The sequence below is a fragment of the Pseudoduganella sp. GW821-FHT05F09 genome, from assembly GCF_059419605.1.
On sequence record NZ_JBWKSD010000002.1, the window covers coordinates 361740 to 387433 of the forward strand.

Annotated in this window: 20 protein-coding genes; 10 read left to right on the top strand and 10 right to left on the bottom strand. The window is 66.9% G+C overall.

The genetic code is table 11. From position 1 onward, the window contains the following. Positions 1-41: 41 nt before the first annotated feature. Positions 42-1553, bottom strand: coding sequence for a dipeptidase (locus AC07S4_RS06850; protein ID WP_494985919.1), 1512 nt, complete (start codon positions 1551-1553; stop codon positions 42-44). 118 nt (positions 1554-1671) lie between these two features. Between AC07S4_RS06850 and AC07S4_RS06855 the strand changes: the two genes are divergently transcribed. From AC07S4_RS06855 to AC07S4_RS06870, 4 genes are all read left to right on the top strand, one after another. Beyond that, positions 1672-2682, top strand: a complete 1011-nt coding sequence (locus tag AC07S4_RS06855; RefSeq protein WP_494985920.1) for an LLM class flavin-dependent oxidoreductase — start codon at positions 1672-1674, stop codon at positions 2680-2682. Positions 2683-2754: 72 nt separating this feature from the next. Continuing rightward, complete coding sequence (locus tag AC07S4_RS06860; protein ID WP_494985921.1) at positions 2755-4224, top strand: hypothetical protein; 1470 nt, start codon at positions 2755-2757, stop codon at positions 4222-4224. A 191-nt stretch (positions 4225-4415) separates the two neighbouring features. Then, the gene (locus AC07S4_RS06865; RefSeq protein ID WP_494986445.1) at positions 4416-5585 is read left to right on the top strand and encodes an MFS transporter; all 1170 of its coding nucleotides are present in this window, start codon (positions 4416-4418) and stop codon (positions 5583-5585) included. 98 nt (positions 5586-5683) lie between these two features. Beyond that, complete coding sequence (locus tag AC07S4_RS06870; protein WP_494985922.1) at positions 5684-6325, top strand: hydrolase; 642 nt, start codon at positions 5684-5686, stop codon at positions 6323-6325. A 57-nt stretch (positions 6326-6382) separates the two neighbouring features. Here AC07S4_RS06870 and AC07S4_RS06875 read toward each other — a convergent pair whose 3' ends face one another. From AC07S4_RS06875 to AC07S4_RS06885, 3 genes are all read right to left on the bottom strand, one after another. After that, a complete protein-coding gene (locus tag AC07S4_RS06875) occupies positions 6383-6997 on the bottom strand; it encodes an RDD family protein (protein ID WP_494985923.1) in 615 nt (204 codons plus the stop codon). A gap of 80 nt (positions 6998-7077) precedes the next feature. Then, complete coding sequence (locus AC07S4_RS06880) at positions 7078-8226, bottom strand: acyltransferase family protein (protein ID WP_494985924.1); 1149 nt, start codon at positions 8224-8226, stop codon at positions 7078-7080. Positions 8227-8277: 51 nt separating this feature from the next. After that, positions 8278-9906, bottom strand: a complete 1629-nt coding sequence (locus AC07S4_RS06885; protein ID WP_494985925.1) for a M28 family peptidase — start codon at positions 9904-9906, stop codon at positions 8278-8280. Between the two features lie 135 nt (positions 9907-10041). Between AC07S4_RS06885 and gluQRS the strand changes: the two genes are divergently transcribed. Further along, positions 10042-11010 carry a tRNA glutamyl-Q(34) synthetase GluQRS gene (gluQRS, locus tag AC07S4_RS06890; RefSeq protein ID WP_494985926.1) on the top strand — a complete coding sequence of 323 codons (969 nt, stop codon included), beginning with the start codon at positions 10042-10044 and terminating at the stop codon, positions 11008-11010. On the opposite strand, the gene AC07S4_RS06895 is transcribed toward gluQRS, so the two are convergent. Both AC07S4_RS06895 and AC07S4_RS06900 read right to left on the bottom strand, forming a co-directional pair. Further along, entirely contained in the window at positions 10980-12398 is a 1419-nt protein-coding gene (locus AC07S4_RS06895; RefSeq protein ID WP_494985927.1) for an ATP-binding protein, read from the bottom strand. The genes gluQRS and AC07S4_RS06895 overlap by 31 nt on opposite strands. 162 nt (positions 12399-12560) lie before the next feature. Then, positions 12561-15146, bottom strand: a complete 2586-nt coding sequence (locus AC07S4_RS06900; RefSeq protein ID WP_494985928.1) for an ATP-binding protein — start codon at positions 15144-15146, stop codon at positions 12561-12563. A gap of 167 nt (positions 15147-15313) precedes the next feature. Here AC07S4_RS06900 and AC07S4_RS06905 point away from each other — a divergent pair, with 167 nt between their 5' ends. The 3 genes from AC07S4_RS06905 (at position 15314) to AC07S4_RS06915 (ending at position 21336) form a co-directional block, all read left to right on the top strand. Then, positions 15314-16042, top strand: a complete 729-nt coding sequence (locus tag AC07S4_RS06905) for a response regulator (RefSeq protein ID WP_494985929.1) — start codon at positions 15314-15316, stop codon at positions 16040-16042. A gap of 43 nt (positions 16043-16085) precedes the next feature. Continuing rightward, positions 16086-18242, top strand: coding sequence for an ATP-dependent helicase (locus AC07S4_RS06910; RefSeq protein WP_494985930.1), 2157 nt, complete (start codon positions 16086-16088; stop codon positions 18240-18242). Between the two features lie 115 nt (positions 18243-18357). After that, positions 18358-21336, top strand: a complete 2979-nt coding sequence (locus AC07S4_RS06915) for a TonB-dependent receptor (protein WP_494985931.1) — start codon at positions 18358-18360, stop codon at positions 21334-21336. 59 nt (positions 21337-21395) lie between these two features. On the opposite strand, the gene AC07S4_RS06920 is transcribed toward AC07S4_RS06915, so the two are convergent. Further along, a complete protein-coding gene (locus tag AC07S4_RS06920; RefSeq protein ID WP_494985932.1) occupies positions 21396-22121 on the bottom strand; it encodes a substrate-binding periplasmic protein in 726 nt (241 codons plus the stop codon). Between the two features lie 100 nt (positions 22122-22221). Between AC07S4_RS06920 and AC07S4_RS06925 the strand changes: the two genes are divergently transcribed. Then, positions 22222-23016: an alpha/beta fold hydrolase gene (locus tag AC07S4_RS06925; protein ID WP_494985933.1), complete on the top strand. Its 795-nt coding sequence runs from the start codon at positions 22222-22224 to the stop codon at positions 23014-23016. A 78-nt stretch (positions 23017-23094) separates the two neighbouring features. Here the strand turns inward: AC07S4_RS06925 and AC07S4_RS06930 are convergent, their stop codons facing one another. Continuing rightward, positions 23095-23835, bottom strand: a complete 741-nt coding sequence (locus tag AC07S4_RS06930; RefSeq protein ID WP_494985934.1) for a metallophosphoesterase family protein — start codon at positions 23833-23835, stop codon at positions 23095-23097. A 56-nt stretch (positions 23836-23891) separates the two neighbouring features. Between AC07S4_RS06930 and AC07S4_RS06935 the strand changes: the two genes are divergently transcribed. Next, complete coding sequence (locus AC07S4_RS06935) at positions 23892-24527, top strand: acyl carrier protein phosphodiesterase (protein WP_494985935.1); 636 nt, start codon at positions 23892-23894, stop codon at positions 24525-24527. On the opposite strand, the gene AC07S4_RS06940 is transcribed toward AC07S4_RS06935, so the two are convergent. Both AC07S4_RS06940 and AC07S4_RS06945 read right to left on the bottom strand, forming a co-directional pair. Beyond that, complete coding sequence (locus tag AC07S4_RS06940) at positions 24479-25168, bottom strand: YjjG family noncanonical pyrimidine nucleotidase (RefSeq protein WP_494985936.1); 690 nt, start codon at positions 25166-25168, stop codon at positions 24479-24481. The two genes, AC07S4_RS06935 and AC07S4_RS06940, sit on opposite strands and share 49 nt — an antisense overlap. Positions 25169-25214: 46 nt before the next feature. After that, on the bottom strand, positions 25215-25505 hold the full coding sequence (locus AC07S4_RS06945; RefSeq protein ID WP_494985937.1) for a hypothetical protein: 291 nt from the start codon (positions 25503-25505) through the stop codon (positions 25215-25217). Between the last annotated feature and the right edge of the window lie 189 nt (positions 25506-25694).

Genomic DNA, 25694 nt, shown 5'->3' on the forward strand with positions numbered 1-25694 from the left:
AAGGCGCGCCGCGTCGATAACAAGGTGATATTAAAGCGGGACTATCGTGCCAGTTCGACCAGCACAGCCGTGTACATCTGCAGGTTCAGCATCAACTGTTTGGTGGTGATGAACTCGTGCTCGGAATGGCCGGTGTAAGGCGTGTCCGGCATGGCGGGACCGAAGGCCACCGCTTTGGGGAACAAGCGGGAATTGGTGCCGCCGCCTATCGATGTCGGTTTGGCATTCTGGATACCCGTGTAATGCGAGAACACGTCCAGCAGCACCGGCAGTTGCGGCGCGTCCGTCTGCACCCACGGCTCGCCGATCTGCATGGCGATGCTGGCCTGCTGCACGTGCGTGCGCTTCCATTCGTCAAACGCCTGCTGGAACTCGGCCTGCAGCTGCGCCGTGGCCTTGCCGCGTGGCCGGCGCAGATTGATGTTCAGCTCGATGCCGCCGTCTTTCTGCTTGAGCACGGTTGGCGCCACCGTCATCGGCCCCATGAAATCGTCGCGGTAGGCGGCCTTGCCAAATCGTTCGCCGTAGATGCCGGTGCCGACCAGGTCGTTCAGCATGGTCACCATGCCGGCGGCGGCGGTGGCTTTCCACGGCTGCACCTTGAGCGCGTCGGCCAGCATGCTGATGGCGTTGACGCCGTCTTCCGGCGTGGACGAGTGCGCGGACACGCCCAGCGCGGTGATCTTGAGCTCGCGGCCCTGCCAGGCGTACTGGTAGCGCATGCCCTTCTGCTTGGCGGCGCGCGCGCGGATCTGCTTCTCCAGCGCGGGCGTGGCGTTGGCGATCACGGCGCTGGCGTCTTCCGGAATCTGGCTGCCGAAGAAGCCGCCCGCGAATTCGCGCAGCAGCGGTCCCTTGCCGGCGGCCGCCGGGACAGGCAGCGCAGGCATGGTCACTTTCACCATGCCCCAGCCCTTCTCGGCCGTCACTGCGGGATATTCCGCGTCCAGCGTGATGTTCATTTGCGGCGGCACGTGGTCTTTCAGGAAAGCCTCCAGCGGCCCCCAGTCCGACTCCTCGGCCATGTAGACGTACAATTCCAAGCGCTTCTTGAGCGCCACTTTCTGGTCCTTGATCGCCTTCATCGCATACATGGCGGTGGCGATCGGGCCTTTGTCGTCCTCCGCGCCGCGCGCGATCAGGCGGCCCGGCTCGCTGGTGCTGTCCAGCTCGAACGGCGACTTGGCCCACTTGGCCGGGTTCACCGGCTGCACGTCGCCGTGCGTGATGATGCCGACCCGGTCCGTGCTCTCGCCCAGGCCGATCACCACCACATAGCCGTGGTCCTTGTAGTCCAGGCCCAGGCGCGCGGCCTCTTCCTTGAGCAGCTGCTTGAAGCCCAGGTGCGCGGGATTCTTGTCGGCCGTGAGGGCAGGATCGGCCACCGTGTTGTGGCTGACCATGGCGGCCAGCGCGGCGGTCATCTGCTGCGGATAAGTCTCCAGCGCGTAGCGGGCGGTGGCCGTGGCGGCGTCGCTCAGGGAGGCGGCCTGCGCGGCCGGATGGAACGCGGCCTGCACGAGCAGCGCCGTCATGGTAAGTTTCTTCAGCATTGTGTCCCGTCTTTGATGTTGGTGTTGATACCTTTAGAGTTTTGCAAGTGTAGCGGAAAGGCCATGCGCGCGTCAGGGCCTTCATTGAAACCCAGCCAGGCGTCGCCATATCCCAGCCATGATTCCATTTTCCATACTCGACCTTTCCCCCATCGCACTAGGCAGCGATGCGTCCACCTCACTGCGCAACACGCTGGATCTGGCGCAGCACGGCGAACGCTGGGGCTACAACCGCTACTGGCTGGCGGAACACCACGGCATGCCCGGCATTGCCAGCGCCGCCACCTCGGTGGTGATGGCGCACGTGGCCGGCGGCACCAAAACCATACGCGTGGGCGCGGGCGGCATCATGCTGCCCAACCACTCGCCGCTGGTGATCGCCGAGCAGTTCGGCACGCTGGAAGCGCTGCATCCGGGCCGCATCGACCTGGGCCTGGGCCGCGCGCCCGGCTCCGACCAGACCACCGCCCGCGCGCTGCGCCGCAACCTGGCGTCGGACTCGGACGAGTTCCCGCAGGACGTGCTGGAGCTGCAGGACTATATGTCGGACACGCCGCGCCAGCACGTGCTGGCCGTGCCCGGCAAGGGCGCCAAGGTGCCGCTGTGGATACTGGGTTCCAGCCTGTTCGGCGCGCAGCTGGCGGCGCACCTCGGCCTGCCGTATGCGTTCGCCTCGCACTTCGCGCCGCAGCAGATGATGCAGGCGGTGGCGCTGTACCGCGCCAACTTCAAGCCGTCCGCGCAGCTCGCCCAGCCTTACGTGATGCTGGGCTTCAATGTGTTCGCGGCCGACACCGACGAGGAGGCGCAGCTGCTCGCCACATCCATGCAGCAGGCCTTCGTCAACCTGCGCACCGGCCGCCCCTCGCAGCTGCCGCCGCCCATGGCCAACTACCGCGGCACGCTGGGCCAGCAGGAAAACGCCATGCTCGACTCGGTGCTGTCTTGCTCGGCGATCGGTTCGCCGGACACCGTCGCCAGCCAGCTGCAAGCCTTCATCAACAGCACCCGGCCGGACGAGCTGATGATCACCTCGCAAATCTTCGAGCACGCCAGGCGCCTGCATTCCTACGACATCACCGCCGCCATCCGGCAGCGGCTTGAGCCAGCGCAAACGCTCCGGCCTTAAGCATTGATGTAGCTCTCCTGCCTGCTTAACTGGAATTGGGCGAATTGCCCGGCCACGCAGCAGGAGAGCACCATGAAAACCACATCCGCCATCCCACTGGCAATTGCCCTGCGTCTCGCCGCGCTGGCAGCGGCGGCCGCCATTGCCGGCGTGTGCTTCGCCGTGACGGCCGCGCCGCCCGGCGAAGCGGGCGCACAGCAAGCGCAGCAGGCTGCGCCTGCGGCCGGCGCCGGCGAGCGTCCCACCAGCTACATGAAGGTGGACATCACCGAGGATTTCAACACCACGCTGGCCCGCATGCGCGCCGCGCGCGCCGGCCTGATGCAGCGCCAGCGCGAACTGCTGGCGCAGCGCTACGACCTGGCCAACCGTCCCAGCGGCGCCACCATGTTCCGTGGCAAGCCGGTGCAGGGCGGCGTGCGCGTCAAGCTGCCTGCGGGCGCCAGCTGGCAGCGGCTGGCCGAGCTTGATCCGGCCGAGATCCGCGCGCGCGAGCTGTTCCCGGCCGGCTTCCTGCCGCTGCCGCATCCCAACCACGCCGAAGGCGGCATGCTGTTCCCGCAGTTCCACATCGACGAGATCAAGCGCCAGGAGCAGCGCGACCTGGCCCGCTTCGACCTCGATTTCGACCTGCCCGACCACTTCCTGCCCGAGTTCCCCGCACCCATCTTCCTCACCACGCGCAGCGACCTGGGCGATGTTTCCGGCGGCAAGCTGCTCACCATCGACAACTTCCACGCCATGTTCAACGGCCTGCTCAATCCCAAGCAGCTGGAAGGCCTGCGCCTGCTGCTCACGCCCTTCCCGCAGCAGCAGTTCAACCAGACCGAGGACCGGCGCTCCGAGCGTCCCAGCCGGGGCGTGGCCTGCCTGGACTGCCATTCCAACGGCCACAGCAACGCCTCCACCCACCTGGTGGGCGACATCCGCCCGCAGATCTTCCGCCACCGCATCGACACGCCCACGCTGCGCGGCCTCAACGTGCAGCGCCTGTTCGGCTCGCAGCGCGCCCTGAAGACGGTGGAAGACTTCACCGAATTCGAGCAGCGCGCCGCCTATTTCGACGGCGATCCGGTCATCGCCACCAAGAAAGGCGTCAACCCGCTCGAGCGCGGCAGCCAGGTGCACTTCATGGCCGAGTTCCAGGCCCTGCTGGACTTCCCGCCCGCGCCCAAGCTGGGCATGGACGGCAAGCTCGATGCGCGCAAGGCCAGCGAAGCGGAATTGCGCGGCCAGGCGCTGTTCTTCGGCAAGGCCCAGTGCGCCACCTGCCACGCCGCGCCCTACTACACCGACAACCTGATGCACAATCTGAAAGCCGAGCGCTTCTACAAGCCGCGCATGATCAACGGCATGATGGCCACCGCCGACGGCCCCATCAAGACCTTCCCGCTGCGCGGCATCAAGGAGTCCCCGCCCTATCTGCACGACGGCCGCCTGCTGACGCTGGAAGACACGGTGGAGTTCTTCAACCTCATCCTGGAAACCAAGCTCAGCGACAAAGAAAAATCCGACCTGACCGCCTTCCTGCGCACCTTGTAGCATCGCAGATACTCCCGCCGCATATACCCCCTATAGCGGCGGGCGCCAGCAGGAATCGCCATTCCCCTCTACAATAACTGTCCCGCTGTGCCCGCCTATCATTGAGCAGGGCGCTGGCCCTTGCCGTTCGCCCCCAGGAGTTCCAGTTGACCACCAACCAAACCACAGCCATGCCCGGGATTTCCCCCGGCATGGTGCTGCTGCTGGCCACCGCCACCGGCCTCATCGTCGCCAACCTGTATTACGCGCAGCCGCTGGTCGGCCCCATCAGCCGCGCCACCGGCCTGTCGGCCGGCGCGGCCGGGCTGATCGTCACGCTGACGCAGATCGGCTACTGCCTCGGCATGATCTTCATCGTGCCGCTGGGCGACTTGATGGAGAACCGCCGCCTGATCGTCACCTGCCTGGGCGCCACGTCGCTGGCGCTGCTGACGGCGGCCAGCACCAGCAACGCCGCGCTGTTCCTGGCCGCCGCGCTGTGCATAGGCCTGGGCTCGGTGGCCGCGCAAGTGGTGGTGCCGTTCGCCTCCCACCTGGCGCCGCCGCATACGCGCGGCCAGACCGTGGGCAAGGTGGTGTCCGGCCTGCTGATGGGCATCATGCTGGCGCGCCCGGTGTCCAGCCTGGTCACGGACGCGTTCAACTGGCACGCCATTTTCGTGCTGTCGGCCATAGGCACGGCCTTGCTCGCGCTGCTGCTGCACCGCAAGCTGCCCCAGCGCCAGCCCGTCGCCACCATGCCTTACGGCGCCTTGCTCGGCTCGATGTGGCGCCTGCTGGCCACTACGCCCATCCTGCGCCGCCGCGCGGCCTACCAGGCTTGCATGTTCGGCGCATTCAGCCTGTTCTGGACCACCGTGCCGCTGGTGCTGTCCACCCCGTATTTCAATCTCACGCAGACCGGCATCGCCATCTTCGCGCTGGCCGGCGTGGCAGGCGCCATCGCCTCGCCCTTCGCCGGCCGCCGCGCCGACCAGGGCAAGAGCCGCTCCACCACAGGCATGGCGCTGGCCGCCGCGCTGATCGCCTTTGGCGCGCCGCTGCTGCTGCAGGGCGGCCGCGTGTTCGACCTGGGCTTGCTGGTGGCCGCCTCCATCGTGCTGGACGCGGGCGTGTCCGCCAGCCTGGTCACCGGCCAGCGCGCCATCTTCGCGCTCGGCGAAGACGTGCGCAGCCGCCTCAACGGCTTATACATGGCGGTGTTTTTCTGCGGCGGCGCCATCGGCTCCTCGCTGGGCGCCTGGATGTATGCGCACAACGGCTGGCACGGCGTGCTGCTGACCGGACTGGCCTTCCCGCTGATCGCCACGCTGGTCTACGCCACCGAATTCACGGGCAGGAAACAGGCCGCTCTCTCCTAAGCAAGAGCGGGGGCAGGCCTTATAGCAGACGTGCAAATAAGGCAAAGCTGGCAAAGTGTGAACATGCTTTGCCACCCCCACTTTTCACGGAGAAAACTATGTCCTACAACACCCTGCTGAACCCGCAAGACTGCGTCCTGGCGCTGATCGACCACCAGCCGCAAATGCTGTTCGGCACCATGTCGCACGAGCGCACCGCCCTGCTGCACAACGCACAGATCCTGGCCAAGACCGCCAAGCTGTTCGGTGTGCCGACCATCCTCACCACCATCGCCTCCGAGACCTTCAGCGGCCATCTGATTCCGGAAATCCAGTCCGTGTTCCCGGACCAGAAACCGATCGACCGCACCTCGATGAACTCGTGGGAAGACCAGGGCTTCAAGGACGCGATCAAGGCCACCGGCCGCAAGCGCATCATCATCGCCGGCCTGTGGACCGAAGTGTGCGTGACCTTCCCGACCCTGCAGATGCTGGCCGAAGGCTATGAAATCTTCGTGCCGACCGACGCCTGCGGCGACACCACCGTGGAAGCGCACGAGCGCGCCGTGCAGCGCATGGTGCAGGCCGGCGCCACGCCAACCAACTCGCTGCAATGGATGTGCGAACTGCAGCGCGACTGGGCGCGCGGCGAGACCTACGACGGCTGCATGGACATCTTCAAGGCGCACTCGGCCTACGGCATCGGCGTCCGCTACGCCAAGCAGATCCTGGGCGAGCACGCCAACGAAGGCGGCAAGTAACAAGGCTGGCGGGTTACACGGGACTAGCCCGCTAACCCGCCCTACGCGGTTGCAGCGTTATGCTTTTACACTGTTGCGCACCACCACCGTGCCGGCCATATAGTCATGGACGGCGCGGCGGCGCTTGTTGAACAGCATGGTGATGAACTCGCCCCAGATCCAGATCTGCAAGGCCGTGTTCACGGACGGGTACCACAGCGGCGCCTGCTCCACCAGCGCCGTGTTCATGCCCATGAAGCCGAGCGACAGATACAGCTCATCCCCCATCGCCAGCGCGGCCATCGCCAGCGCCACCGAGGCCAGCGCACTCAGCACAAACATCACCGAATAGCGCAGCATGGCCGCCTTGCCGGTCACCGCAGCGCCGTCCGCCATCGCCACGCGGATCTTCAGCATCAGCTTGCCCGGCGTGCCGCCGTAGCGCTTCAACAGGTAGACGTTAAACCACAAGCCGAACAGCAAACTGGGCACCAGCCACGCCGCATGGAAATAGCGCGACTTGGTGCTGAGGAACAGCACGATGCCGGTCAGCGGCAGCAAGCACAGCGCGTCCAGCCAGAACGCGCCAAAGCGGCGCCAGAAGCCCGCATACTGCAGCTCGCCGGATGCCGGCGCGGCCTCGTCTCCATTGAAGACGGTCTGCGGAGTTTGGTAGGGATTAGTGTTTTCCATGGGCACACAGGCCGAGCCTGTTGAGTTAAAGAAACACCATTATCTACTTGATATTTTATTTTGGCAACACTTGCTCCGGACTATACTTTCACAAACCAGCGCCGGCGCCACATGAACCAGGCCACGGCGAACATGACGGCGTTGAACAGCAGCGCATGCAGCAGCGAGGCCGCCTGCGGCTGCAGGGGCAGCGTCTTGATGGGCGCGTACAGCAGGGCGCCCAGCGAGCGCTGCGTGCCGTCCTCCTGCGCAAACTTGATGAAGCCCAGCATCTTGGCCACCAGGCCGGACAGGGCAAAAATGAACAGCGCGTTCATGCCGTAGATGATGAAAAACCTCGATCCGCTTTGCGCCTTCGCGCGCAGCCATTGCGACGGGCTGGCGTCCAGCAGCCAGTAGAACACCGAGAACATCAGCAGCGCCCAGCCGCTGATGAACAGGCAGTAGGACGTGGTCCACAAGCTCTTGTTGATCGGCATCAGCACCACGTCCAGCATGGCGCCCGCCAGCAGCAGCGCCAGGCCGGCCAGCATCATCCACACGGTCTGCTCGCCGCGTTCGCGGCCGGACATCAGCCAGCGCCCGGCCAGCACGCCGATCAGCTGGCTGCACAGCGCGGGGATGGTGGTGAACAGCCCTTCCGGGTCCCAGGTTTTCGATTGCACCCACATATGGCCGCTCAGGAACTGGCGGTCCAGCCAGGCGCCGAAGTCGCGGCCCGGCTCCAGCACGCCGGCCGCCACCACGCCGTTCACGTCCGGCACCGGCGCCAGCAGCATCACCGCGCTGTAGAACGCCAGCAGGCCGGCGATCCACCAGATGATCTGCCGCCAGTTGAAATAAACCACCAGCGGCGCAGCCAGCATGGTGCACAGCGCGATGCGCTGCAGCACGCCGGGGATGCGCACGCTGGCCAGGTCGAAGCGCGGGATATAGTTGAGCAGGAAGCCGATCAGGAAAATCAGCAGCGCGCGCTTAAACAGCTTGCGAAGCAAGGCGCCCTTGTCCGCGCCCGCGTCGGCCGCGCGGCCCAGCGAGAACGCCATCGAGATGCCGCCGATGAACAGGAAGAAGGGGAAGATCCAGTCGGTGAAGGTCCAGCCGTTCCAGTGCGCGTGCGCAAGCTGGGAGTACAGATTGCTCCAGTCGCCTGGATTGTTCACCAGCAGCATGCTGGCGATGGTGAAGCCGCGGAAAGCGTCAAGTGAGGTCAGGCGCGTTGATGTCATGTGCTGTCTGTGGTCGCAAAAGAAAAGCCGCCCGGAGGCGGCTGGCAGGCTTTACTTGGCGCGGGCTTTGCCGAAGGCGTCGCCGGCTTTCCACTCGGGCATCTTCGGCGCGTCCGCCACCATGCGGCCCAGGTTGAGCGCGAACTGGGCGTGCTGCGTCATGCCGGCCAGGTCCCAGCTCGGATCGTATTCGTCCGACACCTGGTGGTAGCGCTTGCTGTACGCGGCGGCCTTGGCTTTCGCGGCCTCCTTGTCGCCCAAGTAGTCGCTGCCAGAGGTGATGGAGAACGCCGGCACACCCACCTTGGCGAAGCTGAAGTGGTCGCTGCGGAAGTAGCCGCCCGACAGGTCCGGCCTGGCTTCGGCGATCACCATATTCATGGCCTTGGCGGTGGCTTCGGCCATCTTGCCCAGGTCGGTGCGCTCGCTGCCCTTGGCGCCGATGTCGCGCGTCACGCCGATGAAGTTCAGGCTGTCCAGATTCAGGTTGGCGGCGGTCTTGGCCAGCGGCCACAGGGGCGCGGTGGCGTAGGCTTCGCTGCCCAGCAGGCCCTGCTCTTCGGCGGCCACCCACAGGAACATCTGGCTGCGCTTGGCCGGATTGAGCGAGGCTTCCTTGGCCATGGCCAGCAGCGCGGCGCTGCCGGAGGCGTTGTCGACCGCGCCATTGAAAATTGTGTCACCGTCGGTGCCCTGCTTGCCCAGGTGGTCCCAGTGCGCGCTGTAGATCACCACTTCGTCCTTCAGCTTGGGATCGGTGCCCGGCACCACGCCGGCCACGTTGAACTGTTCGATGCGGCGCACGGCGGCCTTCATCTCGCCCGCCACTTTGGCTTTCAGCGGCACCGGCTGGAAGTCCTTGTTTTCGGCGGCGGCGCGCAGCACGTCCAGATCCTGGCCGGCGGCCTTGAACAGGGCGCGGGCGGTGTCGTCGGTCAGCCAGCCTTGCAGGCCGGTGCCAGCGGCGCCTTGCGCCAGCTGGAAGCGTTCCACATTGTCCCAGCTGTTCTGGATCACGCTCCAGCCATACGACGCGCTCGGCGTGGTGTGGATCAGTAGCACGCCGGCCGCGCCCTGGCGCGCCGCTTCCTCAAACTTGTAGGTCCAGCGGCCGTAGTAGGTCAGCGCCTTGCCGCCGAAGCGGTCGGGCTGGGCGGCGGTTGGCTGCGGGTCGTTCACCATCATGACCAGCACTTTGCCTTTCAGGTCCTGGCCCTTGAAATCGTTCCAGCCTTCTTCTGGCGCGGTGGTGCCGTAGCCGACGAAGACCAGTTCCGCGTCCAGGCTGTGCGCAGCCTGCGCGTCGCCCGGCGCCCACACCCAGTCCTTGCCGAAGGAAGCCGGCAGCGCGGCGCCGTTCGCCTCCAGGCGCAGCGAGCTGTCGGCCGGCAGCGACTTCACGCCCGCGATCTGCACCGCCTGGCGGAAGCTCTTGCCGGACACCGGCTTCAGCCCGGCGGCCAGCGCCTGCGTCTCCAGGTAAGCCACGGTCAGGTCGCCGCCGCGCTGGCCGGTGCCGCGCCCTTCCAGCAAGTCGCTGGACAGGAAAGCCAGGTGGGCGCGCAACGGCGCCTCCTGGACTTTGGGCTGCTTTTGCGGAGCGGCTTTGGGCGCTGCCGCGTGGACGGGGAAGGCGAGCACGAGGCTGGCGGCAAGAACGGACGAGAACAGTTTCTGCATAGTGTCTGGTAGGAAGTCGGTGTAGGCAGCCGCATTGCTGCGCCGAGCATTGTATGCGAACTTTCCTGCTTGTCCATTGCGCGCTGCAGCAAGCGGCGGTTGACGCGCACCGCGCCGGTCGGGGATACTTTTCACATGACGTCAGCACGCTCCCCCTACATCGGCCCCTACATCGGCCGTTTCGCGCCTTCTCCCACCGGCCCCCTGCACCTCGGTTCACTGGTGGCGGCCATGGCCAGCTATCTGGACGCCAAGGTCCACCAGGGCCGCTGGCTGGTGCGCATTGAAGACCTGGACCGCGACCGCAACGTGGCGGGCGTGGACCGGCACATCCTGGCGTCGCTGCAGCGCTGCGGCATGCAGTGGGACGGCGAGGTGACGTGGCAAACCCAGCGCACGGACTTGTACGAGACGGCGCTGGCGCAGCTAAACGAAGCGGGTGCGGTCTATCCCTGTTCCTGCTCGCGCAAGGAGATCCAGGATTCGCAGCTGCGCCAGGGCCAGGCCTCCCCGGCGCTGGTCTATCCTGGTACCTGCCGCAACGGCCTGGCGCCGGGCAAGGCGGCGCGCGCGCTGCGCTTGAAAACACCGCTGCGCACGGCGCCAGCGCAAGACCGCGTGATCTGCTTTAACGACCGCTGGCACGGCGAGGTATGCCAGGACCTGGCCGCCGAGGTGGGCGACTTCGTGATACGCCGCGCCGACGGCTTCTGGGCCTACCAGCTGGCGGTGGTGGTGGACGACGGCGCGCAGGGCGTCACCGACATCGTGCGCGGCGCGGACCTGCTTGACTCAACGCCGCGCCAGCTCTACCTGCAAGAGCTGCTCGGCCTGCCGCAGCCGCGCTATCTGCACGTGCCGGTGGTGGCGAACGCGGACGGCGAAAAGCTGTCCAAACAAACCGGTGCGCAGGCTTTCGACAATGGCGCGCCGGTGGCGCAGTTGCTGGCGTCCGCGCTGCTGCCCGCGGCGCGCTTCCTGGGCCTGGACGGGCTGGATGGGCAAGCGGACAGCGTGCAGGCATTCTGGCGCGCGGCGGTGCCCGCCTGGCAGCGTTTGCTGGCGGCGAAGGATCAGAGTTCCGGGCCGCGCAGCGCCACGTAGTGCGCCAGCACCACATCATGCTCGCCGCTTTCGGCCAGCTTGGCGGCCGCGTAGCTGCGCGTGGTTTCCAGCATGCGGTAGCGCGCCGCGCCGGTGTCGGCCACCGTGGCCAGCATGGACTTGCTCACCAGGCTGGATAAGGCGTCCATCGCCTCCTCCAGCCCTTCCCTGCCGTCCGCGCCTATGCTCAGCGCCTCCTCCAGCGAGAAGCGGCGCCGGAACACCGACAGCCGGTGCAGCATATTGCGCTCGCCTTCGCCCAGCAGCGCGTAGCTCCAGTCCAGCGTTGCCTCCAGCGTGCGGTGCCGCACCTTGGCCGTGCGCCGTCCGCCCTTGAGCAGATAGCAGCAGTCATCCAGCCGCGCCATCAAGCCGCGCATGCCCAGCAGCTCCACGCGCGCGGCGGCCAGTTCTATCGCCAGCGGGATGCCGTCCAGGCGGCGGCAGATATCCGCGATCTGCGGCGCTTCGGCGTCGCCCAGCGCCAGCCCGGCGGCGCTGGCCTGCACGCGCTCGGCGAACAGCTGCACCGATGGATAGACCATGGCCTGCGCCATCGTCAGCGGCGGCGTATCCGGCTCAGGTTCGGGCGGCAGCTCCAGCGCGGGCAGGCGGTGCACCCACTCGCCCTCCGCGCGCAGCGGCTCGCGGCTGGTGGCCAGCAGGCGCACGCCGGGCGCGCCGTGCAGGACCTGCTCGGCCAGCAGCGAAACGGCCTCCAGCAGATGCTCGCAGCTGTCCAGTATCAGCAGCAGGTGGTGGCCGTGCAGCGCGGCCACGATGGCGGCCATGCTCTTTGCCGCCGGATGCTCCATCACCAGCGCGGCGGCCAGCGCCTGCGGCACCTGGTCGGCGCGCGTCAGCGAGGCCAGGTCAACGAACACCGTGCCCTGCCGCCAGTGGGTCTGCATGCGCTCGGCCGCCGCCAGCGCCACCGTGGTCTTGCCCATGCCGCCGGTGCCGACGATGGTGACGAAGCGCCGCTCGGACAGCTGCCGCTGCAGCGCCGCCACCGTCTGCTCGCGGCCGAAGATGCGGGTGGCGCACGGCGGCAGGCCGTCGCTCTGCGGCAGATAGACCAGGTTGGCGGCGCTGCCGCCGGTGCCGCCGTCGGCCTGTGCGGCGGGCGGTTCGGCCGCGCGCCGCACCACCGGGGTGATGAAGCAATAGCCGCGCCCCACCACGTTCTCGATATGGCGCTCGCCCAGCATCTTGCGCAGCGCGGCCACGTGCACGCGCAGATTGCCTTCCTCGACCACGGTGTTGGGCCAGGCCCGCGCGATCAGCTGGTCCTTGGTGACGGTTTCGCCGGCGCGTTCAAGCAGCATGTGCAGGATGTCGATGGCGCGGCTGCCCAGCCGCAGCGGGCGGTCATCCTCATAGAGCATGCGGCGCGCCGGGAAAAAACGGAACGAATTGAAGGCCAACACCGGTTCGCCTGCTTCTGTGGCGTCGTAAAACATACTGTCCTCTTATGACGCGATACGGTTCGAGCTTGCAGTATGCCAGCTACGCGTGTCTCCGGCATGACGTGAATGCGCTCCAATGTGTCAATTGACACGTGGACTGAAAACCAGCGCCAGCGCGTGCGCCAGCTCCATCATGGAATACGGTTTGCGCAGCACCCCGCCCGCGCCGCCCTGCTGGGCCAGCGCCGCCCCCAGGTAGCCGCTGGCCAGCACCACGGGGATGCCGGCACGCACGCCGCGCAGCGCGCGTATCAGTTCCGAACCCGTCATGCCGGGCATGCGTTCGTCGGTGATGACGGCGTCGTAGCGCTCCGGCGCCTCCGCGAACGCCGCCAGGGCCTGCGCCGGCGAGGTGAACGCCGCGTGCTCATAGCCCAGGTCGTCCAGCATGGCGCCGGCCAGGCGGGCCAGCGCTTCCTCGTCGTCCACCACCAGCACGCGCTGGCCCTGGCCGCGCGGCGGCAGGTCGGGCGCCGCGCCCGCGCCGCCGGCCGCCACGTCGCCGCAGCGCGGCAGGAAAACGGTGAAAGTGCTGCCCTCGCCTTCGCTGCTGGCAACGCTCACCGCGCCGCCCAGCTCGGTCACGATGGCGTGCACCATCGACAGCCCCAGCCCGGTGCCCACGCCCGCGTCCTTGGTGGTGAAGAAGGGATCGAATATCCGTCCCAGGATGGCGGCGGGAATGCCGGCGCCGCTGTCGCTGACGGTCAGCACGATATAGTCCGCCGCAGCAACACTGCCTATGGTGGCCAGCAAAGGCGCGCTCACGCTGCGCGTTTCCAGCGCCACCCGCAGCCGGCCGCCGCCCGCCATGGCCTGCACGCCGTTGAGCATGAGGTTGCTCAGCACCTGGTGCACCTGGGTGCAGTCGCCCAGCATGGCGGCGCGGCCGGCCTGCAAGCGGGCGCTCACTTCCACTCCGGGCGGCAGCTTGGCCGCCAGCTGGTCCAGCGCCTCGCGCGCCACCGCCTCCACGTGCACCGCCTCGCGTTCGCCCATGCCGCCCCGGCTGAAGGCCAGGATGCGGTCCACCAGCGCCCGTCCGCGCTCGCCCGCCGCCACGATATGCCCCACGTCGCGCCGCAGGCGGCTGCCTTCGGCGGCGTCGCGCAGGGCCATTTCGCCGTAGCCGAGGATGGCGGCGAGGATGTTGTTGAAGTCGTGCGCGATGCCGCCCGCCAGCGTGCCCATCGCTTCCAGGCGCTGCGCCAGCCGCAGCTGCTCCTCCAGGCGGTGGCGCTCGGTCACGTCGCTGACGGCGCCGGTCCAGCGCACCGGGGTGCCGGCCGCGTCGCGCTGGCACATGCCGGTCAGGTGTATCCAGCGCAGCTCGCCGCGCGGCAGCATGCGGATCTCCAGGTCGAAGCGCGCGCTGCGGCCGGCGAAATGCTCGGCCGCCGCCCTTTCCCATTTTGGCTTGTCCTCCGGGTGGAAGGGGAAGCGCGCCAGGAAATCGGCGCGCCCGGCGAACACCGTGTCGGGCGCGAAGCCGTACAGCTCCAGCATGCGCGGCGAGCCGTAGAACTCGTCCTTGAGTATGTCCCAGTCCCAGTGGCCCTCGCCGGCGGCGCTCATGGCCAGGGCGTAGCGCTGCTCGGACGCGCGCAGCGCCATTTCGGTGCGGGTGCGGTCCGTCACGTCCGTGATGGCGGCGTTCCAGCGCACCAGGCGGCCCTGCTGGTCGCGCGAACACATGCCGGTCAGTTTCAGCCAGCGCACTTCGCCGTTCACCACGATGCGCAGCTCCAGCTGCAGCCGGATGGCGCTGCCGGCGAAATGCCCGGACAGCTGGTCTATCATGCGCTGCCTGTCCTCCGGGTGGCAGGGGAAGCGCGCCACGAAGTCGGCGCGGCCGCTGAACACCGTGTCCGGCGGCAGGCCGCACAGCTCAAGGTAGCGCGGCGAGGCGTAGAAGGTGTCGGTGGCCACCACCCAGTCGGTGTGGCCGTCGCCCGCCGCGTTCACGGCCAGCTCGTAGCGCTCCTCCGAACGGCGCAGCGCCGCCATCGACATGCTGCGCTCGATGACGATGCCGGCCAGATGCGAGAAGCGCGCGATCATGCTCTGCTGCAATACGCTGGGCGGCAGCGGCTGGTGCGAATACACGCCGAAGGTGCCGAGCACCTTGCCGCCGCTGGCGAAGATGGGCATGGACCAGCAGGCCCGCAGGCCGTATTCCAGCGGCAGGCGGCGGTATTTGTCCCACAGCGGGTCGCTGGCGATGTCGGCCACGAACACCGGTTCGCGGCGCCAGGCCGCCGTGCCGCAGGAGCCCTCGCCCGGCCCCACCAGCACCGAGCCCTCCAGCGCCAGCATGAAGCCGGGCGGCATATTGGGCGCCGAGCCGGGACGCAGCAGCATGCCGTCCTCGTCCATCACCAGCAGGGAACTGAGCGCGTCGCCGGCCACCGCGTCGAACAGGCGGCAGCAGGCGTCCAGGATGCCGCACAGCGGTTCGCCGCGCGCGATCATCTCCAGCAGCGACTTTTCGCCGGCCAGCAGGCGCTCGTTGCGCTCGGCGGCGGCGCGCGCGCGCTCCAGCGTCTGCACCGCCTCGACCAGGCTGGCCGGCACGCCATGCGCGGCCAGCACGTGCGCCAGGCTGGCGCCGGGCAGGGGGTCGGATGCGGCGCCGGCGGCGGGCGCGTTGGGAATCTGGCGGTCCATATTGGGGAGCGGAAAGCGGAGTTTAACTGTGTCACAGTTATGCGCCGCCGTCAAAGCGGCAGTATGGCGCGCGGAACGCCGAATGTTTCAATTGACATCAAAATCGGCTGTTACAATTCTGTTACAATCTCACCTCGGCGGTATGCCGGTTTTTCAGGGAAAGAACAATGTCAGGCGATGTGCATGTGCTGGTGGTGGATGATGACGAAGGCGTGCGCCAGATGATCGTCGACTACCTCGGCGACAACGACATTCGCGCCACCGCCCTGCCCGACGGGCGCGGCCTGGACCGCGTGATGACCGAAGACGTGGTCGACCTGCTGATCCTGGACCTGAAACTGCCCGGCGAGGACGGCATGCAGATTGCGCGCCGCCTGCGCGACGACTCCAACCTGCCCATCATCATGCTCACCGGCCGCAAGGACGAGGCGGACCGCGTGATGGGCCTGGAACTGGGCGCCGACGACTACCTGACCAAGCCCTTCTCGCCGCGCGAGCTGCTGGCCCGCATCCGCGCGCTGCTGCGCCGCTCGCGCGCGCAGGAATCGGTGGCCGACGCGCTGGCCCGGGTGCGCGCCTACCGTTTCGGCGGCTGGGTGCTGAACGTGCGCCTGCGCAAGCTGACCACGCCCGCCGGCGCGCCGGTGCCGCTGACCAACAACGAATTCAACCTGCTGGCCGCCTTCCTGGCCGCGCCGCAGCGCATCCTGTCACGCGAACAGCTGCTGGACATGTCGCGCATGCACAACGACGAAGTGTACGACCGCGCGGTCGACGTCCAGGTCGGCCGCCTGCGCAAGAAGCTGGAGCCGCAGCCGGGCAACGGCCCGGCCTTCATCCGCACCGAGCGCGGCGCCGGCTACCGCTTTACCGCCGAGGTGGAGGCGGTGCGCTAGCGGGGGGGCGCATCTGCGTGGAATCTGCCTGTATACTGCGGCCATGACCGAATCCAACCCGCCCCGCTTCACCCCGCAAGGCCTGATACGCACCCCGGAACAGACCGCCATCCAGCTGGCCCAGAACAAGGTGGTGCTGATCGACGCCAACGCCGGCGCGGCCAAGACCACCACCCTGGCCCTGCGCATAGGCGAAGCGCTGGCGCGCAAGCTGCCGCCCGAGCAGATCCTGGCCCTGGTGTTCACGCCCGAAGCGCGCGACGTGATGCGTCAGCGCCTGCTCGATATCGGCATCCCCTACGCCGCCGCCTCGCGCGTGGACGTGGCCACCTTCGAGGATTTCGCCGCGCGCATGCTCGCGCAAAGCGGCAGCGGCGCCGCCGAGCGCCTGCCGCAGGCGCGCCAGCTCAAGCCCTATGTGCTGCACGCGCTCGAACGCGTGAGCGAGCGCTACACGGGGCAGGTGGAATACCTCGACATCCGCACCCACAACATCGCGCTGTCGCAGTTCCTGGACTTCCAGCTCACGCTGAAAGCCACCATGGCGCTGGACGCGGACCTGGACTACATGGAGCTGGAGGAAGCGGCCGAGCTGCTGAAAGTGCCGCTGACCGACTACCTGGCCACGCGCGAATACGAAACCATGCGCCTGGGCGGCGACGACGGCGCGCAGTTCCGCGGACCGTTCGACGCCACCTACGACCTGGCCTGCCAGATCTCGCAATCCGCCGAATTCGCGCAGGTGCTGCCGTCCTACCGCGTGGTGGTGTGCGACGAGCTGCACGACCTGAACGAAGCCGCCTTCCGCATCCTGAACGCGCTGCTGGCGCGGCCGGACTGCTACTTCGTCGGCGCGGGCGACAAGGACCAGGTGATCTACAGCAAGCTGGGCGCCAGCCAGGAATTCCTGGCGCACCGCTTCGCCGCGCACTACCCGTCGCTGAAGCACTACCCGCTGACCTACACTTACCGCCACGGCCCGCACCTGGCCTATGCGATGAAGGAGTTCAAGAACAAGCCGGTGGAATCGAGCCTGCCGCTGCACACGGAGATCCGGCAGCTGCACTACGCCGGCGCCGACGACTGCGGCGAGCAGGTGGTGGCCTCCATCAAGGCCTGGAAGCGCGACGGCTACCCGCTGGAAGGCTGCGCCATCCTGCTGCGCGACCGGCACCAGTCCATCGCCGTGGAGAACGCGCTGCTGAAGGCGAAAATAGGCTACCGCACGCCCGCCATGGCGGGCTATCTGCAGCGCGACGAGATCCTGTTCCTGCGCGGCATGCTGGCCATCGCGCTGCGCGACCTGGAGGCGGTCAAGTCGCTGGAAGTGCGCGCCGCCATGGTGGAGGCGCTGGCCGTGTTCGGCGAAGTGCAGCTGGCGCCGGAGCGGCTCGAGATGGCCAAGCGCGAAGTGGCGCGCACGCCCTCGCTGCTGGGCGACTTCTACACGCTCTACATCAACGGCGGCGGCGATGGCTACGGCGACCCCGCCCGCAGCACCGGCGGCAGCGTCATGGCCGCCGCCATCCAGTACGCGGCCGGCCTGGACCCGGCCGTCAACGCGGCCGAGGCGCTGCGCGCCATCTGCGGCCAGATCAACCTGGAGCAGGCCGCCAAGCGCATCTTCGTGCGCCCCTACGAGGCCAGCGTGGTATCGAAATCGGTGGCGGGCTTCATCGCCTTCGCCGAGCACTCCGGCCAGACCCTGGGCGAGTTCTGGCTGACCCTGAACGCGGCCGAAGCCTTCGCCAGCCGCAAGCGCGAAAAAGACTATGTGACCCTGGACTGCGCCGGCAACGCCAAGGGCAAGGAATTCGAGCACGTGATCCTGCCCTTCCTGGAAGTGGGCGAATTCCCCAGCCCCATGTTCGCCGGCAGCGAAGAGGAAAACCTGTTCTACGTGGCCGCCACCCGCGCCAAGGCGCGCCTCACGCTGCTGTCCCCGTCCGAGGCGGCGCAGCGTAGCCCCTACCTGGCCCGCATGCGCCTGGCCGCCACCGCCGCGGCAGCCGAACAGGCGATCAACCGCAACAATGAGGCTGTTCAACAACAAATACCGGCCAGATATTATCTGAGCGCCACCATCCACGAGGCCCAGCAAGTGAAGGCGCTGGGCGCCAAGTTCGACTGGTCCCGCAAGGCGTGGTATGTGGAACCGGGGGTGGATCTGGCCCCGTTCAGCCGCTGGCTGCGCAGCTGATTCCGGACTGCTCATTCCTCAAGGTTATAGTTCCAGCAACAGAACTCATTATTCAGCCCGCTGCCGTTCATCAATACTGCCAATTGCATACCAATTTCAACAGGGAGAGCACGGCATGAATTTGAAGAAAAAACCGGTCGCGGCAGCCATTTCGATCGCACTGTGCGCCATGGCGGCGCCAACGTGGGCACAGCAGGCGGCACAGCCGGCCGAGGACGCCGGCGTGCAAAAAGTGGAAGTGTCCGGCATCCGTGCCTCGCTGGCCAAGTCGCTCAGCGTGAAAAAGGACGCCACCGCCAACGTGGAGGTGATCACCGCCGAAGACGTGGGCAAGATGCCGGACAAGAACCTGGCCGACTCCCTGCAGCGCCTGGCCGGCGTGGCCGTGCGTACCGACTACGACGAAGCCGAGAAAGTGTCCATGCGCGGCACCAACCCGGACATGTCGCTCATCCTGTTCAACGGCCACACCGTCTCCGGCGGCGACTGGTACGTGGCCGACCAGGGCTCCAGCAGCCGCAGCACCAGCCTGTCGCTGATGCCGTCCTCGGTGCTGAACCAGGCCATCGTCTACAAGACCTCGCAAGCCAACATCGTCGACGGCGGCATGGCCGGCACCATCAACGTCACCACCCGCAAGCCGCTGAACGAGAAAAGCAACTTCGGCGGCGTGATCCGCGCCGGCCTGACCTACGCCCAGCTGCCCGGCAAGACCTCGCCCGACATGAACGCCACCTTCAACTGGAAGAACGAGGACAACACCTTCGGCGTGATCACCCAGGTCTTCAAGGAAAAACGCTACGTCCGGCGCGACTCGGTGTCGCGCTTCGCCTACGGCGCCAGCAGCGGCTGGGACGTCATCAACACCAGCACCATGAAGGGCATTACCGATGCATCGCTGGCGGGCACCGGCCTGAAGGCGGCCGACCTGAACGGCGTGCGCATGCCCGGCTCGATGAGCTCGGAATTCGTCGAAGGCGTGCGTGACCGCGCGGGCGGCATGATGTCGCTACAGTTCCGTCCCAACAAGGACCTGGACATCACCGCCACCGGCTTCTACTCGGAAATGAAAGCCGAAAACAACGGCCGCCTGACCGCCGGCGCGATCTACAGCATGCTGCTCGGCAAGGGCGATCCGGTCGGCGGCGTGGCTGCCGCCAGCATCAACAACGGCCCCAACAACACGCCCATCTACGCGCAGATCCGCAACCCGGTCATCGTCAACGAAACCACCATGTACGGCCACCAGCTGCGCGTGCTGAAAAGCGCGGACATCGTCTTCCCCGACGGCAGCCCGCCCATGTATATCGGCAACTCGGAAGGCTTCTACCGCGAAGGCGCCAAAGCCACCAGCGGCTTCCTGGACCTGGACGCCAAATACCGCGTCAACAGCGACCTGACCGTCAAGAGCCTGTTCAGCACCACGCGCGGCATCGGCACCACCAAGGGCGACCAGGGCCTGACCTACGCCCGCTACGGCACCGGCATCTCCTACGGCCTGAACGGCCTGGAAGACGCGCCGAACTCGCACTACACCGGCGCCGGCAGCAACACCCCCACGCTGAACCCGGACGGCAGCGGCTACAAGCTGGTGGGCCGCACGATTTCCGGCATCCGTACCGAGGACAAGGAAAGCAGCGGCCAGCTCGACGCCGAGTACAAGCTCGACAAGGGCGTGTTCCAGTCCATCGAAGCCGGCGTGCGCTTCTCCGACCACAAGCGCAACAGCCGCCGCTGGAGCCCGGCCTTCCGCAACGCCATCATCGCCACCGCGGACCCGAGCGGCTCCATCCCCTACCCGGCCGACTTCGGCAGCGACATCGGCGGCGGCAGCTGGGACAACACCGGCTTCAGCTTCACGCCGGAAGCGCTCAAAGCCTATATGGCGGCCAACCTGAAGACCACCTCGGACGAATGGGAACGCCGCGTGTCGACTGAAATCGACATGCGCGAGCGCCAGACCGCAGCCTATGCGATGCAGAACCTGGAAGGCGAAGGCTGGTCCGGCAATATCGGCCTGCGCTGGGTCCGCACCCGCATCAACGCGCAGATTCCGACCCCGATTCCGAGCGGCGCCTGCCAGCGCACCGAACCGGGCAAGCCGGCCACCGTCTGCGCGCAGTATCCGGGCGCCATCACCACCGCCGGCGAAGCGCAGTCCTACTACGACGGCGCGGTGTTCAATCCGAACAGCGGCGTGCTGTATTTCAAGACCGCCACCGACCGCACGTACAACACCTTGCTGCCTAGCCTGAACCTGCGCTACGAGCTGGACAAGAACATGATCGCCCGCTTCGGCGCCAGCCGCACCATCGGCCGCCAGAACTACAACCTGCTCGGCAGCGGCTTCACCTCGCCGACCTGCGACGCGACCGGCTGCGTGGTGACCGGCCCGAACCCGGACCTGAAACCGCTGACCTCGGACAATCTGGACCTGTCCTGGGCCTGGTATTTCAAACCGCGCTCGCTGGTGTCGGTGAACGTGTTCCACTCCAAGATCGACGGCTACGTGAAAACCGGCGGCACCAATTCCGGCACCACCATCCAGCTGCCCGATCCGCGCACGCCGAGCGTGATCCAGACCTTCACGATCAACTCGTCCACGCAGCAGGGCGCCAAGATCAGCGGCATCGAACTGGCGTATGAGCAGCCGCTGTGGGGCAACTTCGGCTTCCAGAGCAACGTCAGCCGCGCCAAGACCAAGGTCGACGACGGCCGTCCGATGGTGGGCGCGTCCGAATGGGCCGGCAACCTGGGCGTGTACTACGAGAACGACGTGTTCAGCACCCGCCTGGTGGGCAACTACCGCGGCAAGTACGTGAACTCGAGCACGGCGCCTGCACCTAGCGCCAACAGCCAGGGCCTGTCCACCATCAACGGCGTGCTCATGCCGACCGCGCCTACCATGGCGGCCGGCGTGACCACGGTAGCCTTCTCGGCCAACTACACCTTCGCCAAGAACTGGCAAGTATCGTTCGACGCAACCAACCTGCTGAACCAGGTGCGCGCGCAGTACCGCTACAGTGAGGAAGAACAGCAAAAGGTCGACGTTTCCGGCCGCCAGTTCTATCTGAACCTGAAGTACAAGTTCTAAGCAGCACTGCGGATGAAAAGCCTGGGCCACAAGCCCAGGCTTTTTTTATTGGAAGACCGCTATTTGAAGGTAATGGCCTGGTTCAGCCGGGTGATCACCTCGTCCGGTACGCCCATGCCGCACATGATATGGCGCTCGCTGCCGCGCGGCATATCCCTCAGGCGCAGCACGCGCAGGTTCTTCGCATGCTCGCCGCCATGCGCCAGCAGATAGTGCGCCTCGTCGTCGGACGCGAACATGAAGTCGGCCAGGCCGGCGCTGATCGATTGCAGCATCTGCACCGGCGCGCCGGTGGAAATGGAGCGGGCCGGCTTGATGCGGCCCATCAGGCCGTCGATATGCACGCCGTAGGAATAGTTATCCTTCACCAGCACGCGCGTGCCTTGCCGGCGCAGCAGGCCATCCAGCGTGGCGTCATCGCCCACGCTGAAATCGGTGCGCGCCAGCAGCACCCAGTCCTTGTCGCGGTAGATCGGCTTGGTGAATTTGGCGTAGCGCTCGCGCTCCGGCGTGCGGAACCAGCCCAGCGCGCAGCTGCGCGCCTGCGGGTCCTTCACCATCGCCAGCTGGCGGTTGGTGGGCAGCCGGGTCCACGTCACCTCGATCCCGGCGGCCCGGAAGGCAGCGGCGGCGGGCGTGCCGGTCAGCCCGGCCGGCGCGCCGCCCTCGCCCGGCACCAGATAGGGCGGCCGGGTATTGTAAGTCGCAACGACAGCGCCTCCCGCACAGGCATCGGCCAGCGGCAAGGACAAGACAGCAAGCAGCAATGCACCGCGAGCGTTCATGGCGAAATTGGCAAGTGGGAGAAACGCTAGTCTACACCGCAACGGCTGAGCTGAGACAGCAGACGCTATAATCGCGGGTTTGCCGTTTGCGATAGACCACATGACCACCACCCACGACCTGCCCGACACGCGTCCCGCCGTTGTTCTGCTGCACAGCTCCATGAGTTCCAAAGGCCAGTGGGCCGAGCTGACGGCCCAGCACGAAGCCAGTTTCCGCTTTATCGCCGTGGACCTGCTGGGCTACGGCAAATCGCCCTTCCCCACCGGCGGCGAAGGCAATTTCTCGCTGGCGCACGAAGTGGACGCGGTGAACGCCGCCATCGCGGGCAAGCTGGCGCCCACGGAAGCGTTCCACCTGGTGGGCCACTCCTACGGCGGCGCCACCGCGCTGCGCATGGCGCGCCAGCTGCGCGCGCGCGTGCTGTCGCTGGCGGTATTCGAGCCGGTGGCCTTCCATTTGCTGTCCGAAGACGACGCGGCGCGGCTTGAAATTGAAAACGTGGTGGCCGACATCCACGGCGCCGCCGGCCCGCATGACGCGGCGCGCACCTTCATCGACTACTGGAACCGCGCCGGCGCCTTCGACGCGCTGCCGGAAGCGCAGCAACTGCGCTTTGCCGCGCAGATCGCCAAGGTCAAGCTGGACTTCCAGGCCCTGCTGAGCGAACCGGCCACGCTGGCCGACATGGCCGCGCTGGACATGCCCGCGCTGGTCCTGTCCGGCGAGCGCAGCCCGCAATCGACGCGCCGCGTAGCCGAATGCCTGGCCGCCGCGCTGCCCAACGGCGCCGCCGTCCAGACCAAAGGCGGCCACATGGCGCCCATCACCCACGCCGCCGCCGTCAATCCCCTGCTGGCCGCCTTCCTCGCCGGCGCCGAAATCACCAGCGCCTGAGCGCCTCACCGCCATGGCGAGATTGCCAGATTGCGTAGGGCGGGTTAGCGGCGCAGCCGCGTAACCCGCCACAGCCGCCTACGCCCGCATCCGCCCCGTCCTGAGCGCAAACGCCCAATCCGCCCGCCCATTACGCTCCGCCAGCGCCGCAGCCGCCTCCCAGTCATAAGGCACAGCCACCAGCTCCACCTGCCAGCCCAGCGCCGTGCGCTCCACCAGCGCATAGCGCGCGTGCGGCGTGAAGTTTTCCGCCACATGCTGGAACGGATACCCATCCTCATACGCCTGCAGCCCCACGCTGCCCGGATTCACAATCAGCCGCCCGTCATCCAGCCGCATGCAGTGCGGAACATGCGTATGCCCGCACAAGATCAGCGACGCCCGCGCATCGCCGGCCCGCTCCAGCACCTCCGCATACGTCGCCGGCCGCTGCCCCTGCTCCGTCACCGTCTCCATGAAATACACCAGGTCATTCCCCGGCGCCCCATGCACCAGCAGCACCTCATGCGCCAGCCGCAGCTCGGCCGGCAGCGATCCTATCCAGGCCCGCCCATCCTCATCCAGCTGCTGGTGCGCATACAGATCGGACGCCCCCATGCGCGCCGGATCATGCGTCAGCACCTGGCGCTCATGGTTGCCCGCGATGGTGGGCAGTCCCAGCGCCATCAGCCGCTTCGCCGTCTCGCGCGGCAGCAAGGGGCCGGACAGGATATCGCCCAGGTTCACCGTCAGATCCGCCCCGCGCCGCGCAATATCCGCCAGCACCGCCTCCAGCGCCCACAAATTCCCATGTATGTCTGAAATAGCCGCTATCCGCATATCGCCTCTCTGGTCTGTCCGCTCGCAAAAGTATAGCGCGGGCTACAATGGATGCCATGAACTACCTTGCCCACATCTTCCTGGCCCGCCAGAGCGGCGCGGCCATGATAGGCGCCATGCTGGGCGACTTCGCCAAGGCCGACGTGCGCGGCGTGTACACGCCGGAGATCGAGCGCGAAATCATGCTGCACCGCTATATCGACAGCTATACCGACAGCCACCCGGCGGTCAAGGCGGCGGTGCAGCTGTTCGAAGGCCCGCGCCGGCGCTTCGGCGGCATCGTGCTCGACGTGTTCTACGACCATCTGCTCACGCAGCGCTGGGACCAGTACAGCGACGTGCCCCGGCATGAGCTGATCGCCAGCTTCCACCAGGCGCTGCGCGCGCACATGGACATGCTGCCGGAGAAGCTGCAAGCCATCGCGCCGCGCATCATCGAGCAGCAATGGCTGGCGGGATATGAGGAACTGGCGGGCGTGGAGATGGCCGTCACGCGCATCTCCACGCGCCTGAGCCGCAACGGCCATCTGATGCGCGAAGGCCTGCAGGACCTGCGCCTGCACTACGCCGCCATCGCGGACGGCTTCGAGGCCTTCTTCCCCGACCTGGTGCGTTTTACCGATGAGCGGCGCGCCAGCCTGATTCAGGCCGCCAGCGAGGACACCACGTCGCGCAGGCTCGCCACTTCATAAGTGGGCACCGCGTCGCTGTCGTTGGCCACGCGGCCGGGATTGAACCAGCAGCTCGCAATGCCGTAGCGGTTCGCGCCGAGTATGTCCGCATCCAGGCGGTCGCCGACGATGACGGAATCGTCCTTGCTCGCCGCGCGCGCCATCTTTGCAGCGTATTCGAAGAAGCGCACGTCCGGCTTGGCGTAGCCGCAGGCCTCGGACGTGGAAACGAAGGAAATGTACTGGCTCAGGCCGGAACTGGCGATGCGGCGGTTCTGGATATGCTCCACGCCGTTCGTGATGATGCCCACCTCGCCCACTGCTGCCAGCGTTTCGCACAGCTCGGTTGCGCCGTCGATCAGCACCACCGTGTCCGGCAGCGACTCCAGGTACAGGCGGCTGGCCAGTTCGGGATCGAGGTCGAGGCCATGCGCCTGGAAGGTGCTGCGGAAGCGCTCCACCTTCAGGAAGTCCTTGCTGACTTCGCCGCGCTCGAAGCTTTTCCAGAGCGCCACATTGATCGCTTGGTACTGCGTGAACAGCGGCTCCATGCCATCGTTCAGGCCGAGCTCCTGCATGGTGCGGGTGAAGGAAAGTTTTTCGGAGGCCTTGAAGTCGAGCAGCGTGTCGTCCAGGTCAAAAAGGAACAGTCTATGCTTCATTGAGTTCGTCTATACGTGAATCAATGTTGCATCGTAGCATGGCTTGCTAGTGTTGGCCGCCCTTCTTCCGCAGCGGCGAGCAGGACGGATGCGCGGCCTGGCCGGGGTAATGCTCCGGCCCGGTGGCTTCGTCCACGTGCTGCTTGGCGTACTGGATGCACAGGCTGCGCGCGCCGGCTGGCGTCCAGGCGTTCAGATCGATTTCGTAATGCAGCGGCTCAGACTGGTCAAGCGCGCGTATGGTCAGCGTGCAGTGCCATCTCGCGCTGGGCTTGCCGGTTTCCGCTTTTGCTACTGCACAGTTAATTTCAAACCCACGGTAAATATGTGATCGCATGCAGAGCCTAAGTTCCCCGGAAATGATAGCCAGTGATAACGCATGCGCTCGCCGCAGGGGGCGGACGCGCACTGTTCCGATATCACTATAGCGGCAGCGACGCGCGGCGCACTGCACGTTTGCGCGGGGAAATCTAATGCGGCGGCCAGCGGCCGCTGACAGCCCGGCCGCAGTTCCGGTATCATTCGG

Coding starts and splice junctions, on each gene's coding strand:
- AC07S4_RS06850 (WP_494985919.1), bottom strand. CDS start 1,553: ATGCTGAAGAAACTTACCATGACGGCGCTGCTCGTGCAGGCCGCGTTC.
- AC07S4_RS06855 (WP_494985920.1), top strand. CDS start 1,672: ATGATTCCATTTTCCATACTCGACCTTTCCCCCATCGCACTAGGCAGC.
- AC07S4_RS06860 (WP_494985921.1), top strand. CDS start 2,755: ATGAAAACCACATCCGCCATCCCACTGGCAATTGCCCTGCGTCTCGCC.
- AC07S4_RS06865 (WP_494986445.1), top strand. CDS start 4,416: ATGGTGCTGCTGCTGGCCACCGCCACCGGCCTCATCGTCGCCAACCTG.
- AC07S4_RS06870 (WP_494985922.1), top strand. CDS start 5,684: ATGTCCTACAACACCCTGCTGAACCCGCAAGACTGCGTCCTGGCGCTG.
- AC07S4_RS06875 (WP_494985923.1), bottom strand. CDS start 6,997: ATGGAAAACACTAATCCCTACCAAACTCCGCAGACCGTCTTCAATGGA.
- AC07S4_RS06880 (WP_494985924.1), bottom strand. CDS start 8,226: ATGACATCAACGCGCCTGACCTCACTTGACGCTTTCCGCGGCTTCACC.
- AC07S4_RS06885 (WP_494985925.1), bottom strand. CDS start 9,906: ATGCAGAAACTGTTCTCGTCCGTTCTTGCCGCCAGCCTCGTGCTCGCC.
- gluQRS (WP_494985926.1), top strand. CDS start 10,042: ATGACGTCAGCACGCTCCCCCTACATCGGCCCCTACATCGGCCGTTTC.
- AC07S4_RS06895 (WP_494985927.1), bottom strand. CDS start 12,398: ATGCTCTATGAGGATGACCGCCCGCTGCGGCTGGGCAGCCGCGCCATC.
- AC07S4_RS06900 (WP_494985928.1), bottom strand. CDS start 15,146: ATGGACCGCCAGATTCCCAACGCGCCCGCCGCCGGCGCCGCATCCGAC.
- AC07S4_RS06905 (WP_494985929.1), top strand. CDS start 15,314: ATGTCAGGCGATGTGCATGTGCTGGTGGTGGATGATGACGAAGGCGTG.
- AC07S4_RS06910 (WP_494985930.1), top strand. CDS start 16,086: ATGACCGAATCCAACCCGCCCCGCTTCACCCCGCAAGGCCTGATACGC.
- AC07S4_RS06915 (WP_494985931.1), top strand. CDS start 18,358: ATGAATTTGAAGAAAAAACCGGTCGCGGCAGCCATTTCGATCGCACTG.
- AC07S4_RS06920 (WP_494985932.1), bottom strand. CDS start 22,121: ATGAACGCTCGCGGTGCATTGCTGCTTGCTGTCTTGTCCTTGCCGCTG.
- AC07S4_RS06925 (WP_494985933.1), top strand. CDS start 22,222: ATGACCACCACCCACGACCTGCCCGACACGCGTCCCGCCGTTGTTCTG.
- AC07S4_RS06930 (WP_494985934.1), bottom strand. CDS start 23,835: ATGCGGATAGCGGCTATTTCAGACATACATGGGAATTTGTGGGCGCTG.
- AC07S4_RS06935 (WP_494985935.1), top strand. CDS start 23,892: ATGAACTACCTTGCCCACATCTTCCTGGCCCGCCAGAGCGGCGCGGCC.
- AC07S4_RS06940 (WP_494985936.1), bottom strand. CDS start 25,168: ATGAAGCATAGACTGTTCCTTTTTGACCTGGACGACACGCTGCTCGAC.
- AC07S4_RS06945 (WP_494985937.1), bottom strand. CDS start 25,505: ATGCGATCACATATTTACCGTGGGTTTGAAATTAACTGTGCAGTAGCA.